The sequence below is a fragment of the Microbacterium sp. K2 genome, from assembly GCF_051365005.1.
Classification (GTDB): Bacteria; Actinomycetota; Actinomycetes; order Actinomycetales; family Microbacteriaceae; genus Microbacterium; species Microbacterium foliorum_B.
The window spans coordinates 607045-623408 of the sequence record NZ_JBLWII010000001.1 but is presented as its reverse complement, the minus strand read 5'-3'; the positions used below and the strand labels follow the sequence as shown (position 1 = coordinate 623408).

Below are 16364 nucleotides of genomic sequence, written 5' to 3'. Positions count from 1 at the left end.
GTCTCATGGGACACGGTGACGGCAGAGGGCGCATCGTGTCGTCTGCCGATGCCGACGACACCGGAACGAGCATCCTCCACGTCGACATGGACGCGTTCTATGCGGCGGTAGAGGTGCTCGACGATCCGAGCCTGCGCGGCCTCCCGCTGATCATCGGGTCTCCCGATGGCCGATCGGTGGTGTCCAGCGCCTCCTACGAGGCGCGCCGCTACGGCGTGCGTGCGGCGATGCCTGTGTCACAGGCGCTGCGCCTCTGCCCGTCCGCCCGCATCGTTCCTCCGCACTTCCATCGGTATCAGGCGGTCTCGCGTCAGGTGATGGCGATCTTCGAGTCGTTCACCCCACTGGTCGAGCCGCTGTCGGTCGACGAGGCTTTTCTCGACGTGCGCGGTGTCCGGCGGCTCTGGGGCAGTCCTGCGCAGATCGCGCATCTCGTTCGAGAGCGGGTCAAAGACGAAGTGGGCATCACCTGCAGCGTCGGAGTCGCTGCAACGAAGCATGTGGCGAAGATGGCCTCGACGATCTCGAAGCCCGATGGGATGCTCGTCATCGCGGCAGCCGACACTCAGGACTTCCTCGATCCGCGCCCGGTGCGCGCGATGTGGGGCGTGGGACCGAAGGCGGCCGAAGCGTTGGAGGGCCGCGGAATCCGCACGGTGCGCGACATCCGCACCTCGTCCCAGGCGATGCTCGACCGTGCAGTCGGCCCGGCGCTGAGCGCGCGTCTCGCGGAACTCGCACGCGGGGAGGACCCCCGCACGGTCGAGACCGAGCGCGTCGAGAAGAGCGTCGGGCACGAGGAGACGTTCGACACCGACATCTCGGACAGATCCTTCTTGAGAGCAGAGCTTCTGCGCCTCGCCGACCGCGTCGCAGCGCGCCTGCGGAAAGCCGAATGGGAGACGTCGACGGTCGCGATCAAGATCAGGTTCGACGATTTCCGCACCATCAGTCGCTCACAGACTCTCTCGGAGCCCACCGCGGTCGGTCAACGCATCGGCGAGGCCGCCCAAGCGCTCTTCGACCAGATCGAGCGCAGGGACCCCGTGCGTCTGGTCGGGGTGCGCGCTGAGAAGCTGCGGCCGGCCGGAGGCGGTGGCTTCGGCCTCTGGGATGACGACGAGGACTGGCGACGCGTCGAGGGCGCGGTCGACGACGCCGTCGCACGATTCGGCACGGCCACGATCAGCCGCGCGAGACACATCGGTCGCAGTGACGGGCGTGGTGCCGCGCAGCATCCACGGGCGCACGGGCTGGATTGACCCTTCTCGCGATCGATTCCTGGGCTAGCGTGGAGACATGCCCAACATTGCACTGGAACTCGGAAAGCAGGCCGCCTCGTTCGGCGTGAAGAGCGCGTACGGCGAGCCGCAGGATGTCGACGGCGTGAGCATCACTCCGGTGGCGTTCACCTACTCAGGCTTCGGCGGCGGAAGCGGTGACGGCGCCGAGGGCGGTGGTGGAGGCGGCGTGTCGGTGCCGGTCGGCGTCTACGTCCGCCGTGAGGAAGGACTCCGGTTCGAGCCCAACATCGTGACGCTGCTCGTCGTGGCTGTGCCGTTCGTCTGGGTGACCGGGCGCGCGTTCTCTCGCATCATCCGTGCCCTCAAGAAGTGACGACCCGGTCGCTGCCGCCCTTGAGCGCGCCGCGACTCTGATCGTCGACGACATCCACATGCTCGCGGCGGCGAACCCGGTCGTCCTGATCGACGGTCGCAGCGGGGCGGGGAAGACGACTCTCGCACGCATGCTCGTCGAGCGTTGGCCGATCGCGGGTCGGGTGCAGCTCGTCGCTCTGGACTCGATCTATCCGGGATGGGACGGGCTCAGAGAGGGATCGGAGCGTGCTCTGGACGGCATCCTCCGTCCGCACGGCCGGGGGTATCTCGGCGAGTGGCGACGATGGGACTGGGAGAACGGCACCGAGGCTGAGACTCACGCGGTGGACCCTGCGCTCGGAGTGTTGATCGAGGGGAGTGGGATCCTCACGCCTGCGACCGCTGCGATAGCGGATGTCCGAGTCTGGGTCGAGTCCGCGGAGTCCGGTCGAAAGGCGCGAGCGCTGGCGCGCGATGGAGAGACGTACCGTCCTCACTGGGAACGCTGGGCGCAGCAGGAGGCCGATCACATCGTGCGCGATGATCCTCGTGCTCTCGCGACCAGGGTCATCGAAGTTCCGTAGCTCTAGAGGAGTTCGTCGGCGGATTCGATGGTGAGTTCGAGACGGTACCCGAGCCAGTCGTAGACTCCGAACCTCGGGTCGTCGGGATCATGGTCATCGTCGCTCTCGATGCCGAGGCGGTCGGCGATCACGAGCCGAAGCGCGGTGAGCGTGCGCATCCACGCGTCGATGTCCGACGCGGGTATGTCGAGGTCGTGCTCCGTGAAGGCCTCGCTCTGCGACATCTCGCCGAGGTCACCGCGCATGCCTGCGAGCGAGGTGCGGACGACGTCCGCGTCCAGAGCGCGTCGATCGAGAAGGTCAGCTCCTGTCGCATCGCGGAAGGCGCGCGAGGAGTCCTCGTCGTCGGGGTAGGGATCGGGAACCAGCCGGGCGATCGCGGGATCGTCGAGGTCGCGGTTCGCGCCGACCAATTCGCGGAAGTCGTCGACCAGCTGAGCGAGTTGCGCGCCCTCGACCCGAGCCATGCGGATCCGCACCATCGGTTCGCTCATCTCGCGGCCTTTCGGACAGTCGCCCACAGGCCGTAGTCGTGCATCGCCTGGGCGTGCACCTCCATCGTCTCCCGCGGTCCCGTCGCCACGATGGCCTGGCCGTCGTGGTGGACCTGGCGCATGAGCACCGTCGCGCGCTCCAGCGAGTAGCCGAAGTAGGTGCGGAACACTCGCACGACGTAGCTCATCAGGTTGACAGGGTCGTTCCACACGACGACCTCCCACGGTTCGAGCGGAGCTGCCACGAGATCGACGAGCTCGTCGATATCCGGTGTCGCGAGGGGACTCATGCCCACCCCAGCGTGTGGAGCTGCTCGTCGTTGATGCCGTAGAAGTGCGCGATCTCGTGCACCAGGGTCGTGTGTATCTCGTCGCGCAACTCGTCGTCCGTCTCGCATGCAGCCAGATGCGGCTCGCGGTAGACGACGATCCGGTCGGGGAGTTCGCCGGAGCCGTATTGCGTGCGTTCGGTCAGCGCCAGCCCGTCGTAGAGCCCGAGCAGGTCGAGGCTCCCGTCCTCAGGCCGATCCTCGACGACGAACACCACGTTCTCCAGCCCGTCGACCATCTCGTCGGGCAGCCGATCGAGCTCGTCGATCACCAGTTCTTCGAAGTTCGCAGCATCCATTTCCATCACGTCCAGCCTATTGCCGGGTCGGGGGAGCGTTGCCTCAGTGCAGGAAGACGAGGAGGCCAGCGACGGCGATGAAGAGGATTCCGAAGACGCTGTTGAGGGTCCGCTGTCCGCTTGCCGATCGTGTGAGCCGTCGGAATGGACGGGCCGCGGTCGCGAAGAATCCCCACATCACCACGATGTCGACGATGAGGACCGTGCCGATGAGAGTGAGGTACTGCGGGAGCTGCGGTTCATCCAGACGGATGAACTGCGGGATGAAGGCAAGAAAGAAGACGATCGCCTTCGGGTTGAGGAGGTTCACCCAGAACCCCCGCCTGATCATCGACCAGTGCCCCTCATAGAGGTCGACAGTGATCCCTTCCTCGTCAGAGACGGGGAGCTTCGGTCTCGTGAGGATGAGACGTATCCCGAGGAAGACCAGGTACGCCGCACCTGCGTACCGGATCACGTTGAACAGCACCTCGGACTGCGACACGACGAGTCCCAGTCCCGCCGCGACGATGACGACGTGCACGATGAGAGCGAGCTGCTGTCCGAGGATTCCCCAGATCGAACGACGCCAGCCCTGGCTCAGGGCATTCGACATCGTGTTGATGGCGCCGGCGCCCGGCGTGAAGCTGATCACCACGCAGGCGGTCAGAAGCGAGAACCACACTGCGAGCGACACCCCGCAATCCTACGGGTCGCTCGCCCTGCCTCGATCACCGGCGTCAGGGTCGAGTGCGCGAAGCGGACGTGAATTGAAGAAGGTCCGAGTCTTTCGACTCGGACCTTCTCTATGTGGGGTGAGTAACGGGACTCGAACCCGCGACATCCGGCACCACAAGCCAGCGCTCTACCAGCTGAGCTATACCCACCATGTGCCGATCGTGATCGGCAACCAGACGAGTCTATTACATGTTCGGAGTGAACTCTGACACGGTGCGTGCGGCGATGTCGCGAGCATCATCACTCGAGGGTCCGGGCTCGTCGACGAAGACCGCCTCGCGGTAGTACCGCAGCTCGCGGATGGACTCGAGAATGTCTGCGAGGGCGCGGTGTCCGCCGTCTTTCGCGGGTGCCTGGAAGAAGACGCGGGGGTACCATCGCCGCGACAGCTCTTTGATGCTCGAGACGTCGACGTTGCGATAGTGGAGCCACTGGTCGACCTGACTCATGTACTTGGCCAGGAACATCCGGTCTGTGCCGATGGTGTTGCCGGCGAGCGGAGCCTTGCGTTCGACGGGAGCGAACTGCTTGACGTACGCGAGGGTCTGCGCCTCGGCCTCCGCCAGCGATACACCGTGAGGGATCTCGGTGATCAGCCCTGACGTCTCGTGCATCTTGGTCACGAAGTCATTCATGTTCTCGAGGGCTGCGTCGCTCGGGCGGATCACGATCTGGAAGCCCGGGTCGACCGGACGGAGTTCGAAGTCGGTGACGACGACGGCGATCTCTACGAGTTCGTCGACGGCCAGATCGAGACCGGTCATCTCGCAATCGATCCAGACGAGGCGGTCGTTTTCTGAGGCAGATACCATCTCGCCATCCTATCGACGGCTCTGACATCGGAGTCGGGCGCGGTACGGTAGATCTGTGCGCCTCCGTAGCTCAGGGGATAGAGCAGGAGCCTTCTAATCTCTTGGTCGCAGGTTCGAATCCTGCCGGGGGCACCATCACCTGAACCGGGCGGCGCGCTCAGCCGTTGCGCAGCGCGGCGACCGCATCATCTGCGCTCCAGAAGTCGCCGACGAGTCGGAATGACGCTGTGGCGAGGTGCAGGCGCTCCGCGCGGTAGCGAACCCCGAGCGGATCCGGGATGAGGCGCAGGTGGCCGAGGACCCTCGCGCTCGCGTCTTGAACCCGCCACAGACGGGCAGACGCGCGCACCAGGTGCTCCTTCTTGGTCGACAGCTGCGGTGTCGCGTAGGGGACTTCGGGTACGGACGTGCTCAGGGTTGCAGACATCGAATCTCCTTTCATGGTTCGAACGTATGACCGACCACCGACATTGCGCGCGCGGGGCGAGGATGCCCGCGAACGCAGTTCTCCTGCACATCCGGGCACATATCCGGGTTGCTCAGGATGTCCGTGTTCCCGGCCACGCAGATACTTCGACAGGGCGCACTCTGAGGTGAGCCGGACGCACGCTCCGGGCACAGAGGAGAGAACATGCATGACACAGTTACCATCGTCGGCAACGTCGCCACCGATCCGACTCAGGGGCGAACGACCAGTGGAATCCCCGTCACGAACTTCCGACTCGCGAGTACGCATCGACGATTCGACGATGCGACGCAGACGTGGGTCGACGTGACGACGAACTGGTACTCGGTGGCGGCCTTCCGTCAGTTGGGGGAACACGCGAAGGTCTCGCTGCGGTCGGGTGACAGCGTGATCGTGACGGGCAGGATGAAGATCCGCGCCTGGGAGAACAACGGCAAGCAGGGCACGAGCGTCGACATCGATGCCGATGCGATCGGCCACGACCTCCGGTGGGGGACGACGGCGTATCGACGGAGTGCACGATCGGCCGTCGACGCCTCGCCCAGAAGCGCTGCGGCATCGGATCCGCACGACGACAGCGGGCAGCGGTCGCTCTCGGGTGACGACGTGGCGGACATCGACACGTCGTGGGCAGCGAGGGACGGCGGGCTCTCCGGTGCCGAAGACGACTTCGCGGATTCGTCTGCTGCAGAGACGCGGCCTCTCTGAGTTCCGCGACCGAACGACGCCGCCGCGCACGGCGGTCGTGAGCGTGCTCAGGCGCGTGCGGGGGAGGACGCCCTTAGACTCAGTTCGTGCTTCGACGACCGGACTCCTCCGCATCGCGTGTGGCGACCGCGACCGGCGTTGCCGCGACGCTGGTGCTGCTGTTGACCTCGTGCGGGCCGCCCACACCGCCCACGCCGGAGCCCACCGGCGCCGGTGTGAGCCCCCGCCCGTCAGGGTCGCCGTCGGTTCCCGTGTACGTCGCAGACGGCACCGCAGACGACAACCTGCCGCTCTTCGCGGCCGTGACCGGTAGCGTCTGGGCGTCCGACCAGCGCGCCTCTGGCCGCGCATACATCGACGCGCTGACGGCCGCGGGGTTCGACCGCGCGGCCATGCAGGTGACCCAGGACGTCACGACTGTAGGGAATCCTGCTGAGAGCCTGATGTTCGCCGTGCGCTGGGGAGACACCGAGTGCCTCATCGGTCAGGTGGGTCCGTCGACGGGCGAACCCGTCACGGTCGTGATGCCCCAGCTGGCCGAGGGCCGTTGTCTCGTCGGGGCGACGCGAGCGATCGACTGGTGACACGCCGGGTCATCGGCACGGGGCGCGAGTCGCTCACCCGTGTCTTCAGAGGTCGCACCGGCGTTCGGTAGCGCCTTGCGCGATCGCCGGTAGGCTGGAGTGTCGATCTTCGACGCCAACAGAAGGAGCGGTTTTCGGTGGCTGAGTACATCTACTCGATGGTTCGTGCGCGCAAGGCGGTGGGCGACAAGCTCATCCTCGATGACGTCACGATGGCGTTCCTGCCCGGTGCGAAGATCGGCATGGTGGGTCCGAACGGCGCCGGTAAGTCGACGATCCTCAAGATCATGGCCGGCATGGACACGCCGTCGAACGGTGAGGCGAAGCTTTCTCCCGGTTTCTCGGTCGGAATCCTGATGCAGGAGCCCGAGCTCGACGAGACCAAGACGGTGATCGAGAACATCCAGGACGGCATCGCCATCAAGGCGAAGGTCGACCGGTTCAACGAGATCTCCATGCTCATGGCGGATCCCGATGCTGACTTCGACTCGCTTCTCGCCGAGATGGGCACCCTGCAGGAGGAGATCGACGCCGCAGACGGCTGGGATCTCGACTCGCAGCTCGAACAGGCCATGGATGCCCTGCGCACGCCGCCAGGCGACGCGGCCATCGCCCCGCTCTCCGGCGGTGAGAAGCGACGCGTCGCGCTCGCGAAGCTTCTCCTGCAGAAGCCCGATCTGCTGCTGCTCGACGAGCCGACCAACCACCTCGACGCGGAGAGTGTGCTCTGGCTGGAGCAGCACCTTCAGGCCTACAAGGGTGCCGTGATCGCCATCACTCACGACCGGTACTTCCTCGACCACGTCGCCGAGTGGATCGCCGAGGTCGACCGCGGCCGTCTGATCGGCTACGAGGGCAACTACTCGACCTACCTGGAGAAGAAGGGCGAACGCCTCGAGATCCAGGGCAAGAAGGACGCGAAGCTCGCCAAGCGCCTCAAGGAGGAGCTGGAGTGGGTCAGGTCCAGCGCGAAGGGTCGTCAGACCAAGTCGAAGGCTCGACTCGCGCGCTACGAGGAGATGGCGACGGAGGCCGAGCGGACCAGGAAGCTGGACTTCGAGGAGATCTCGATTCCCGCAGGACCGCGCCTCGGAAGCATCGTGATCGATGCGAAGAAGCTGCAGAAGGGCTTCGACGGCCGGGTGCTCATCGATGGGCTCAGCTTCAATCTGCCGCCGAACGGGATCGTCGGCGTGATCGGACCCAATGGTGTCGGTAAGACGACCCTGTTCAAGACGATCGTGGGTCTGGAGCCGCTCGACGGCGGTGACCTCAAGATCGGTGAAACAGTCAAGATCAGCTACGTCGACCAGTCACGCTCTAACATCGACCCCGACAAGACGCTGTGGGAGGTCGTGTCCGACGGCCTCGACGTCATCACCGTGGGCAAGACGGAGATCCCCTCGCGTGCGTACGTCTCGAAGTTCGGGTTCAAGGGTCCGGACCAGCAGAAGAAGGCAGGTGTGCTCTCCGGTGGTGAGCGCAACCGTCTGAACCTGGCCCTCACGCTCAAGGAGGGTGGCAACCTGCTTCTGCTCGACGAGCCCACCAACGACCTGGACGTCGAGACGCTCGGTTCACTCGAGAACGCGCTTCTCGAGTTCCCCGGCTGCGCCGTGGTCATCACCCACGACCGGTGGTTCCTCGACCGCATCGCGACCCACATCCTCGCGTACGAGGGCACAGACGAGAAGCCCGCGCAGTGGTACTGGTTCGAGGGCAACTTCGAGGCTTACGAGGAGAACAAGATCCAGCGCCTCGGAGCCGACGCGGCCAAGCCGCACCGGTCCACGCACCGCAAGCTCACGCGCGACTGATCGCTCGATGTCCGACCTGACACCGGGGCCCCGGCTGCACATCCCGATCCACCTCCGCTGGGGCGATCTGGACGCATTCAATCACGTCAACAACACCTCGATGCTGAAGCTTCTCGAGGAGGCGCGCGTGCGCGCGTTCTGGCGTGCGGGCCCCGGTGAGCAGGCGCCCTCGACGGCCGTGCTCGACTCAGGCATCGACGAGGGCACGCTGACGCTCATCGCCCGGCAGGAGATCGAGTACCTCGCTCCCGTGCCGTATCAGCGGCGACCGCTCGAGGTGCAGATGTGGTTCGGCAAGCTCGGCGGCTCCAGTGTCGAGGTCTGCTACGAGGTGCACAACGACCCCGCGGCCGAGCCTCGCACGATCTATGCGCGATCGACCGCGATCATCGTGCTTGTGGACGCCAAGACGGGCCGGCCCACCCGTCTCACGACCGAGATGCGCAAGGCGTGGGAGCCGTACGTCGGCCCGTCCATCGAGTACACCCACCGCTGACCCGCGGGCGCAACGTCAGGCCGGTCTCGGCACCCGGACCATGATCTCCTGTGCCACGGAGGCGACGAGCTCGCCAGACTGCGTGTAGATGCGTCCCTGCGCGAGACCGCGGCCGCCGCGAGCGTTCGGCGATTCCTGCAGGTAGAGCAGCCACTCGTCGACGCGAGCAGGTCGGTGCCACCACATCGCATGGTCGAGACTCGCGACCTTCAACCCGGGAAGCCCCCAGTACACGCCATGGGCGCGCAGGATGGACTCCTGGATCGTCATATCGCTCAGATACGCGAGAGCCGCCCGGTGAATGCGCTGGTCGTCGGGAAGGGGCGCCTTCATGCGCATCCAGACGCCCTGTTGAGGTACGCGGGAATCCTCGCTCGGCAGGAACATCGGCGAGTCGATGTGGCGCACGTCAGCAGCGCGATCGCTGAGCATCCGAACCACGCCGGACGGCAGCCCGTCGACGCGCTGCTCATCAGGCAGCAGAGAGTCCGGACCGGGAATTCCTTCGGGCATGGGCGCTGCGTGCTCGATGCCCGGATCGTCGTCCTGGAAGGAGGCGATCATGGAGAAGATCGGCACCCCGTTCTGATACGCCTGCGAACGACGAGTCGAGAAAGACCGACCGTCGTGGATGCGGTCGACGGCGATCGTGATGCCCTGGCCCGCGTCTCCGGGCCGCAGAAAGTACCCGTGCATGGAATGCACTGCGCGATCCTCCGGGAGCGTCCGTTCCGCGGCGAGGAGGCTCTGTGCCAGCACCTGGCCACCGTAGATCCGCCCTGAGGGCATCGGATGAGAAGATCCGATGAAGATGTCCTCGGTGGTGCGGGCCTGAGTCGAATCGAGGTCCAGCACGTCGAGTAGCTGGTCGACGGTGCGAATCGCGTGGGCGTCGGCGGTCATGACTTCCTTTCCGCGACTGCGGATGCCGCTGGCGTTGCTAGTTTAGAGGGTGTGCCCCACCAGCTTCTTCTTGCAGACGCCGAGACCGCGAAGGACGTTCTGACCTTCCTCGGGCGAGCCACCCGCATCTCCGATGAAGGGGTCCGGCTGCAGGCCGCGCGCGGTGTTCTCGCGCTCACAGGAGCCGCTCTAGCGCCCCACGGTCTGTTCGATCAGACTCCGACAGTGCTGGCGATGCGCGTCGTGCAGGCAGACCCTGAGCTCGAATGCGACGTCGTCGTGTCGTCCCTCACGGCGACCGATGATGAGCGCGCGCTGACCCTGCCCGAGACGGGGCTCTCACCCGCGTGGGCCGGGGTCGCTCCGCCGCGCGGCCAATGGCAGCCGACCTCGACCCTGGCAGCATCCGTCATTGCTCGGCGCGCGCAGTGGGGGATCAGCGCCGTCGCGCATGGCGCGACGCCCGGATCGGGGGAGGAAGCCGTCAGGGCCCTCCGTGCAGCCATCTGGGGCGAGCCCGACGACGATCTCGGTGGTCTGCCGCGCGGAGTCGCGTTCGCGGCCGACGCCTTCGGCTTCATCTCCGGCGAGGAAGACGTTCCGGTGATGCAATCGGGACGGTGGACTCGACTCGCTTTCCGGCGGGGTCACGTGCTCGCTCGTGGACCCGTCGCCACGGGGCTCACCGCGGTCAGGGGCACGGGCTCCACGCAGTAGCGGGAGCGCGAGGTCACCGAGCCGCGGCGCGCCCGGCCTGACGCCCCGAGAACAGGCACCCGCCGAGGAACGTGCCCTCGAGCGCCCGGTAGCCGTGCACGCCACCGCCTCCGAAGCCGCTCGCTTCACCTGCGGCATACAGACCCGGAATCGGCTCACCGTCGGCTCCGAGGGCGCGGCCGTCGAGGTCGGTGTTGATGCCGCCGAGAGATTTCCTCGTGAGCACGTGCAGTTTGACCGCGATCAGCGGACCGGCCGCCGGGTCCTGCAGCCGATGCGGAGATGCGGTGCGGATCAGCTTGTCGCCGCGGTATCCGCGCATCGAACGCAGCATGCCGATCTGAGCGTCCTTCGTGAACTCGTTCTCCATCTCGAGGTCACGTGCGACGACCTCCCGTCGCACGTGATCGATGTCGAGGGACTCTCCGCCCGGATGCTGTTGCATCTGCTCGAGCAGCGATTCGAGGTCTTTCTCGACGATGAAGTCCTCGCCCTCGTCGAGGAACGCCTGCACCGGCCCCGTCGGTCCCTTGGCGAGCCTCGACTTCACGAGGAGCCCGACGTCCTTGCCGGTGAGATCGGGGTTCTGCTCGCTTCCGGAGAGAGCGAACTCCTTCTCGACGATCTGACGAGAGGTCACGAACCACGAGTGGTCGTAGCCCGTGGTGCGGAGGTGGGCGAGTGTGCCCAAGGTGTCGAAGCCCGGGAAGAGCGGCACGGGCAGTCTTCTGCCTGTGGCGTCCAGCCACAGCGATGACGGGCCGGGGAGGATGCGAATGCCGTGCGACGGCCACACCGGATCCCAGTTCGTGATGCCTTCGACGTAGTGCCACATGCGGTCGCCGTTGATGATGCGCGCGCCGGCCGACTCCGAGACGGCGTGCATCGATCCGTCCACGTATGCCGGCACCCCGGTCAGCATGTGCTCGGGAGGAACGCCGAGGCTGGTGGGCCATGCGGCGCGCACGAGGTCGTGATTTCCCCCGATGCCGCCAGACGAGACGATCGTGGCGCCGGCGGTGATCTCGAAGTCACCGATCGCCTGCCGCGACGACTCGACCCCGCGAGCGGCAGGACTCGATTCCAGGATCGCCCCGCGTGCGCCGGTGACCGCTCCGTCGGTGGTGATGAGCTCTGTCACGCGGTGGCGGGGGAGGATCGTGATCCGGCCCTCGCGCTCGCCCTGCTCGACCGCGGCGGCGAACGGTGCGACGACACCGGGTCCGGTGCCCCACGTGATGTGGAATCGAGGGACCGAGTTTCCGGGACCGAGCGCCCCGTAGCCTCCTCGTTCGGCCCAGCCGACGACCGGGAAGAAACCCACTCCGCGTTCACGCAACCACGAACGCTTCTCTCCGGCGGCGAACTGCAGATAGGCCTCTGCCCATCGGCGCGGCCAGTGGTCCTCAGGGCGGTCGAACGAAGCGGTCCCGAACCAGTCCTGCGTGGCGAGGGCGAGCGAATCGCGAATGCCCATCCGCCTCTGCTCAGGGGAGTCGATGAGGAACAGTCCACCGAACGACCACCATGCCTGCCCGCCGAGGTTCGTGCGCGGTTCCTGGTCGACCAGGATCACACGGCGGCCGGCCTCCAGTGCCTCACCCGCTGCGACGAGACCGGCGAGCCCCCATCCGATGACCAGTACGTCTGCAGACAGGGGCATGTTCGTCATGTGCTCTCCGTTGATTCCTGACGTGATCGCGTCTCGAGCGCGGGGCGCCCGCCTGAGGGTGTGCCGATGCCGGACGGCTCGAATGTGTTCACCATGGCATACGCGGCGCGTTCGAGGTAGTCCCAGAGCGTCGATTCGTGGAGTGGCGACAACTGCGCCTCGTCCAGGGCGGTTCGCATGTGTCGCAGCCACCGGTCACGGGCGTCGGGGTCGACGTGGAAAGGCATATGGCGCATCCGCAGGCGCGGATGCCCGCGCGTCTCCCCGTAAGTCGTGGGGCCACCCCAGTACTGCGCGAGGAACATCAGCAGGCGCTCCTCGGCGGGGCCGAGATCCTCCTCCGGGTACATCGGCTTCAGGACCGGGTCGAGTGCGACCTCGCGGTAGAAGACCGACACGATCTTCGCGAATGTGTCGCGACCGCCGACCTCGTCGTAGAACGTCACTTCTGGGAGCTCCCGTCGTCGTTCGTCTTCTTGCGCCGCCAGATTCCACGATCCGGGATGACGGGAACACCGGTGACGGCGTTCGGACGGGTCTTGGGGGGATTCGCGCCCCGCACCCGGCGCGCGCCATCGAGACCGGTGGGTACCACGGTCGTCATGCTCGGGAGCATGACATCGTTCTCGAGCATCGCCGATCGCAGGCGCTTGCGGAGCTCCTGGGCGACGTCGTCCTTGGCATTGGCGCGAGCCTTGATGACGAGACGGACGACGAGGGCGTCGCCGTTGATCGACTCCAGACCCCACAGCTCGGGCTTCTCGATGATGCGGGTGCGCCACTTCGGGTCTTTCGAGAGCGCAAGGGCGGTGTCGAGCATCGTCTTCTCGACCTTCTCGAGGTCGGAGTCGACCGGCACCCCGAGATCGATGATCGCCCGGGCCCAGCCCTGCGACATGTTTCCGATACGGAGCACCTCACCGTTGCGGACGTACCAGAGCGTGCCGTTCACGTCGCGCACCTGCGTGATTCGCACACTCACGTACTCCACCACACCCGAGGCGAGCCCCAGATCCACGACGTCGCCGATTCCGATCTGATCCTCCGCCACGATGAACATGCCGTTGAGCACGTCCTTGACGATGTTCTGGGCTCCGAAACCGAGACCGGCGCCGACCGCCGCGGTGAGGAGGGTCAGAGACCCGAGCAGCGTCGGAGCCAGGTGGTTGACCACCAACACGATGGCGATCACCACCAGCATGACGTTCACGATGTTCTGCAGGATCGTCCCGAGGGTTCGCGTGCGCTGCACGAGGCGCATATCGGCGAGAGGGGATCGCTCGAGCGCCTGCGTGTCGTCGACCGATGCCTTGTTCTTGGCGCTGTCGACGATGCGGTGCACGATCCTGCGGATGACCACTCGAAGGACCAGAGCGATCACGATGCAGCCGGCGATGATCGCGGCGACGCCGAGCGCCTGCAGGCCCACATCGCGGAGCACTGTGACGGCGTCCGTCCACCAGCCGGGGAGAGTGGTCTCCGCGGGGTCAGGGTTTGTTTCGAATGGCAGAATCATCCCCTCCAGAGTAGCCATCAGGCCTCTGCGCGGGCTGGATGCACCGCGCAGAGGCCTGATGGAAGAAGCGGGCTCAGTCCTCCGCGTCGCGGGACTGCGCAGCGAGCGAGCGCTCGACGTCCGCGAGGTTCTCCAGCACGAGTCGGCGCAGCGCCGGCGCCGCGTCCTGGTTGGCGGACAGCCAGGCCCGCGTCGCGTCGCGCAGTTCGACATCCGCGATGGCGGTGGGGAACAGGCCGACGACCAGATACTGGGCGATCTGGTAGCTGCGGGACTCCCAGATCGGCACCAGCATGTCGAAGTACGCGGGCACGAACTCGCGAAGCGCCTCCGCACCCGCCGGGTGCACGAAGCCGAGCGCGGCAGATCGCACGATCGTGTTCGGAGCGTCGTCACGATCGATCAGCGACGCCCAGGCCGCCTTCTTCGAGGCGGAGTCGGGCAGTGCAGCGCGTGCCTGCGCGGCGAACTCGCCGCCCTTCGACGTGTTGTCCGATGAGAGCGCTGCGTCGATGGATGCAGCATCCGTCGCACCGATCGTGGCGAGTCCGACGAGTAGCTGCCAGCTGAGGTCCGCGTCGATCTCGAGACCCGGAAGCGTCTCCTCGCCGGAGCGCAGACGCCCGACGATGCCTGCATGCTCGGGCGTCACGAGCGCGTTTGCGAAGGCCGTGACGAACTGCAGCTGGCTGTCGCTGCCTGATTCGGCTGCCTCGGCGAGCGCCCAGAGTCCGTCTGCGACCTTCTGGCGGGCGGCGAGGCGAGCCTCCGGCGTGACGTAGAGCGTCGCAGCGCTGCGCAGCTGCGCGAGCGTGGTGCGGACCGTGGTCGACTCGGTCTCGCGGCCGATGTTGCCCAGCACCAGGTCGATGTAGTCGGAGGCTGCAGTCTCGGCGTCGCGCGTCTGGTCCCATGCGGCGCCCCAGACGAGAGAACGCGCGAGCGGGTCGCTGATGTCCGCGAGGTGCGCGATCGCTGTGGCGAGGGAGCGCTCGTCGAGACGGATCTTCGCGTAGGCGAGGTCGTTGTCGTTGAGGAGCACGAGGTCGGGGCGCTTGAGGCCGTGCAGCTCGGGGACCTCCGTGCGGTCGCCGTCGACGTCGACCTCGGCGTAGTGCGAGCGCACGAGTGCGCCGTCCTGGAGGTTGTAGAAGCCGATGCCGAGCCGGTGGGGACGGATGGTCGGGTAGTCGGCCGGAGCGGTCTGCGTCACGGCGAACCGCGTGATCGTACCGTCGGAGTCGTCGGCGATCACCGGCTCCAGCGTGTTCACTCCAGCGGTCTCGAGCCACTTCTTCGACCAGGTGCTCAGATCGCGCCCGCTGGTGGCCTCGAGCTCGACGAGGAGGTCGCTGAGCTCGGTGTTGCCCCAGGAGTGCTTCTGGAAGTACTGCGAGACACCGGCGAAGAACGCCTCGATGCCGACCCACGCGGCGAGCTGCTTGAGGACCGAGCCGCCCTTCGCGTAGGTGATGCCGTCGAAGTTCACCTGCACGTCCTCGAGGTCGTTGATCTCGGCGACGATGGGGTGGGTCGAAGGCAGCTGGTCCTGGCGATAGGCCCAGGTCTTCTCCATCGCGTTGAAGGTCGTCCATGCCTCGGTCCACTCGGTGGCCTCGGCGGTCGCGATCGTCGACGCCCACTCGGCGAACGACTCGTTCAACCAGAGGTCGTTCCACCACTTCATGGTCACGAGATCGCCGAACCACATGTGTGCGAGCTCGTGCAGGATCGTGACGACGCGGCGCTCCTTGACGGCGTCGGTGACCTTGCTGCGGAACACGTAGGTCTCGGTGAAGGTGACCGCTCCCGCGTTCTCCATGGCACCGGCGTTGAACTCGGGGACGAAGAGCTGATCGTACTTCGCGAAGGGATAGGGCACGCCGAACTTCGACTCGAAGTAGGCGAAGCCCTCGCGCGTCTTGTCGAAGATGTAGTCGGCGTCGAGGTGCTGCCACAGGCTCTTGCGGCCGTACACGCCGAGGGGGATCACGCGGCCGGACGCGCTGGTGAGCTCGGAGAACGTCGCCTCGTAGGGGCCTGCGACCAGGGCCGTGATGTACGAGGAGATGCGAGGCGTGGGCTCGAAGCCCCAGGTCGCGACCGTGTCGTCGTCGTGGACGATGGGCTCAGGCGTGGGGGAGTTCGAGACGACCTTCCAGGATGCCGGCGCCGTCACCGTGAACTGGAACGTGGCCTTCAGATCGGGCTGCTCGAACACGGCGAACACGCGACGCGAGTCGGGAACCTCGAACTGCGAGTAGAGGTAGACCTCGCCGTCGACAGGATCGACGAAGCGGTGCAGTCCCTCGCCGGTGTTGGTGTACTCGCAGTCGGCATCGACGACGAGGACGTTCTCGGCCTGCAGGCCGGCCAGCGCGATGCGCGAGTCGGCGAAGACCTCATCGGGGTCGAGCTGCTCTCCGTTCAACGAGATCTCGCGCACGTCACGTGCGATCAGATCGATGAAGGTGAGGCTCTCCGGCGTCGCGGTGAAGCGGACGACGCTGCGGGAGCCGAAGACCTCCGCACCCTTCGTCAGGTCGAGCGAGACTTCGTACGACTGGGTGTCGATGATGTCGCGGCGCTCCTGCGCTTCGATGCGGGTGAGGTTCTCTCCAGGCACAGCTGTACTCCCAGGGGTGAGGGGAT

At 66.3% G+C, this 16364-nt stretch carries 19 protein-coding genes and 2 tRNA genes; 9 read left to right on the top strand and 12 right to left on the bottom strand.

What is annotated here, in order from left to right; all coding sequences use genetic code 11:
* Positions 1-5: 5 nt before the first annotated feature.
* Genes ACLKOY_RS03215 through ACLKOY_RS03205 form a run of 3 tightly spaced genes read left to right on the top strand, consistent with a single transcriptional unit; the run spans position 6 to position 2182 of the window.
* The gene (locus tag ACLKOY_RS03215; RefSeq protein WP_436452402.1) at positions 6-1262 is read left to right on the top strand and encodes a DNA polymerase IV; all 1257 of its coding nucleotides are present in this window, start codon (positions 6-8) and stop codon (positions 1260-1262) included.
* A 37-nt stretch (positions 1263-1299) separates the two neighbouring features.
* Positions 1300-1617, top strand: coding sequence for a hypothetical protein (locus ACLKOY_RS03210; protein WP_140036988.1), 318 nt, complete (start codon positions 1300-1302; stop codon positions 1615-1617).
* The gene (locus ACLKOY_RS03205; protein ID WP_140036989.1) at positions 1601-2182 is read left to right on the top strand and encodes a hypothetical protein; all 582 of its coding nucleotides are present in this window, start codon (positions 1601-1603) and stop codon (positions 2180-2182) included. The genes ACLKOY_RS03210 and ACLKOY_RS03205 overlap by 17 nt, the downstream gene beginning before the upstream one ends.
* 2 nt (positions 2183-2184) lie before the next feature.
* Here ACLKOY_RS03205 and ACLKOY_RS03200 read toward each other — a convergent pair whose 3' ends face one another.
* From ACLKOY_RS03200 to orn, 6 genes are all read right to left on the bottom strand, one after another.
* Positions 2185-2676: a DUF2017 family protein gene (locus tag ACLKOY_RS03200; RefSeq protein WP_436452401.1), complete on the bottom strand. Its 492-nt coding sequence runs from the start codon at positions 2674-2676 to the stop codon at positions 2185-2187.
* On the bottom strand, positions 2673-2966 hold the full coding sequence (gene clpS / locus ACLKOY_RS03195; RefSeq protein WP_436452400.1) for an ATP-dependent Clp protease adapter ClpS: 294 nt from the start codon (positions 2964-2966) through the stop codon (positions 2673-2675). Before clpS ends, ACLKOY_RS03200 begins: the two co-directional genes overlap by 4 nt.
* Entirely contained in the window at positions 2963-3310 is a 348-nt protein-coding gene (locus tag ACLKOY_RS03190) for a metallopeptidase family protein (protein WP_436452399.1), read from the bottom strand. Before ACLKOY_RS03190 ends, clpS begins: the two co-directional genes overlap by 4 nt.
* Before the next feature lie 37 nt (positions 3311-3347).
* The gene (locus tag ACLKOY_RS03185) at positions 3348-3980 is read right to left on the bottom strand and encodes a LysE family transporter (RefSeq protein ID WP_436452398.1); all 633 of its coding nucleotides are present in this window, start codon (positions 3978-3980) and stop codon (positions 3348-3350) included.
* A 114-nt stretch (positions 3981-4094) separates the two neighbouring features.
* Positions 4095-4170, bottom strand: a tRNA-His gene (locus tag ACLKOY_RS03180).
* A 36-nt stretch (positions 4171-4206) separates the two neighbouring features.
* On the bottom strand, positions 4207-4833 hold the full coding sequence (orn, locus tag ACLKOY_RS03175; RefSeq protein WP_436452397.1) for an oligoribonuclease: 627 nt from the start codon (positions 4831-4833) through the stop codon (positions 4207-4209).
* A gap of 59 nt (positions 4834-4892) precedes the next feature.
* Here orn and ACLKOY_RS03170 point away from each other — a divergent pair.
* Positions 4893-4968: transfer RNA gene (locus ACLKOY_RS03170), tRNA-Arg, on the top strand.
* A gap of 22 nt (positions 4969-4990) precedes the next feature.
* Here ACLKOY_RS03170 and ACLKOY_RS03165 read toward each other — a convergent pair.
* On the bottom strand, positions 4991-5260 hold the full coding sequence (locus tag ACLKOY_RS03165; RefSeq protein ID WP_436452396.1) for a hypothetical protein: 270 nt from the start codon (positions 5258-5260) through the stop codon (positions 4991-4993).
* Positions 5261-5464: 204 nt separating this feature from the next.
* Between ACLKOY_RS03165 and ACLKOY_RS03160 the strand changes: the two genes are divergently transcribed.
* From ACLKOY_RS03160 to ACLKOY_RS03145, 4 genes are all read left to right on the top strand, one after another.
* On the top strand, positions 5465-6007 hold the full coding sequence (locus ACLKOY_RS03160; protein WP_436452395.1) for a single-stranded DNA-binding protein: 543 nt from the start codon (positions 5465-5467) through the stop codon (positions 6005-6007).
* Positions 6008-6093: 86 nt separating this feature from the next.
* Positions 6094-6591 carry a DUF6993 domain-containing protein gene (locus ACLKOY_RS03155; protein ID WP_436452394.1) on the top strand — a complete coding sequence of 166 codons (498 nt, stop codon included), beginning with the start codon at positions 6094-6096 and terminating at the stop codon, positions 6589-6591.
* A gap of 137 nt (positions 6592-6728) precedes the next feature.
* Entirely contained in the window at positions 6729-8408 is a 1680-nt protein-coding gene (gene ettA, locus ACLKOY_RS03150; protein ID WP_140036997.1) for an energy-dependent translational throttle protein EttA, read from the top strand.
* A 7-nt stretch (positions 8409-8415) separates the two neighbouring features.
* Complete coding sequence (locus tag ACLKOY_RS03145) at positions 8416-8904, top strand: acyl-CoA thioesterase (RefSeq protein ID WP_436452393.1); 489 nt, start codon at positions 8416-8418, stop codon at positions 8902-8904.
* Between the two features lie 15 nt (positions 8905-8919).
* On the opposite strand, the gene ACLKOY_RS03140 is transcribed toward ACLKOY_RS03145, so the two are convergent.
* Complete coding sequence (locus ACLKOY_RS03140) at positions 8920-9807, bottom strand: acyl-CoA thioesterase (RefSeq protein ID WP_436452392.1); 888 nt, start codon at positions 9805-9807, stop codon at positions 8920-8922.
* Positions 9808-9858: 51 nt separating this feature from the next.
* On the opposite strand from ACLKOY_RS03140, the gene ACLKOY_RS03135 reads away from it, so the two are divergent.
* Positions 9859-10524, top strand: coding sequence for a hypothetical protein (locus tag ACLKOY_RS03135; protein WP_436452391.1), 666 nt, complete (start codon positions 9859-9861; stop codon positions 10522-10524).
* A 13-nt stretch (positions 10525-10537) separates the two neighbouring features.
* On the opposite strand, the gene ACLKOY_RS03130 is transcribed toward ACLKOY_RS03135, so the two are convergent.
* From ACLKOY_RS03130 to pepN, 4 genes are all read right to left on the bottom strand, one after another.
* Positions 10538-12196, bottom strand: coding sequence for an FAD-binding dehydrogenase (locus tag ACLKOY_RS03130; RefSeq protein WP_436452390.1), 1659 nt, complete (start codon positions 12194-12196; stop codon positions 10538-10540).
* Positions 12193-12642 (bottom strand): globin, encoded by a 450-nt coding sequence (locus ACLKOY_RS03125; protein ID WP_436452389.1) that lies wholly within the window; start codon positions 12640-12642, stop codon positions 12193-12195. The genes ACLKOY_RS03130 and ACLKOY_RS03125 overlap by 4 nt, the downstream gene beginning before the upstream one ends.
* On the bottom strand, positions 12639-13712 hold the full coding sequence (locus ACLKOY_RS03120) for a mechanosensitive ion channel family protein (protein WP_436452388.1): 1074 nt from the start codon (positions 13710-13712) through the stop codon (positions 12639-12641). Before ACLKOY_RS03120 ends, ACLKOY_RS03125 begins: the two co-directional genes overlap by 4 nt.
* A 73-nt stretch (positions 13713-13785) precedes the next feature.
* Complete coding sequence (pepN, locus tag ACLKOY_RS03115; RefSeq protein WP_436452387.1) at positions 13786-16338, bottom strand: aminopeptidase N; 2553 nt, start codon at positions 16336-16338, stop codon at positions 13786-13788.
* Positions 16339-16364 lie beyond the last annotated feature (26 nt).

Coding starts and splice junctions, on each gene's coding strand:
- ACLKOY_RS03215 (WP_436452402.1), top strand. CDS start 6: ATGGGACACGGTGACGGCAGAGGGCGCATCGTGTCGTCTGCCGATGCC.
- ACLKOY_RS03210 (WP_140036988.1), top strand. CDS start 1,300: ATGCCCAACATTGCACTGGAACTCGGAAAGCAGGCCGCCTCGTTCGGC.
- ACLKOY_RS03200 (WP_436452401.1), bottom strand. CDS start 2,676: ATGAGCGAACCGATGGTGCGGATCCGCATGGCTCGGGTCGAGGGCGCG.
- clpS (WP_436452400.1), bottom strand. CDS start 2,966: ATGAGTCCCCTCGCGACACCGGATATCGACGAGCTCGTCGATCTCGTG.
- ACLKOY_RS03190 (WP_436452399.1), bottom strand. CDS start 3,310: ATGGAAATGGATGCTGCGAACTTCGAAGAACTGGTGATCGACGAGCTC.
- orn (WP_436452397.1), bottom strand. CDS start 4,833: ATGGTATCTGCCTCAGAAAACGACCGCCTCGTCTGGATCGATTGCGAG.
- ACLKOY_RS03165 (WP_436452396.1), bottom strand. CDS start 5,260: ATGTCTGCAACCCTGAGCACGTCCGTACCCGAAGTCCCCTACGCGACA.
- ACLKOY_RS03160 (WP_436452395.1), top strand. CDS start 5,465: ATGCATGACACAGTTACCATCGTCGGCAACGTCGCCACCGATCCGACT.
- ACLKOY_RS03145 (WP_436452393.1), top strand. CDS start 8,416: ATGTCCGACCTGACACCGGGGCCCCGGCTGCACATCCCGATCCACCTC.
- ACLKOY_RS03140 (WP_436452392.1), bottom strand. CDS start 9,807: ATGACCGCCGACGCCCACGCGATTCGCACCGTCGACCAGCTACTCGAC.
- ACLKOY_RS03130 (WP_436452390.1), bottom strand. CDS start 12,196: ATGACGAACATGCCCCTGTCTGCAGACGTACTGGTCATCGGATGGGGG.
- ACLKOY_RS03120 (WP_436452388.1), bottom strand. CDS start 13,712: ATGATTCTGCCATTCGAAACAAACCCTGACCCCGCGGAGACCACTCTC.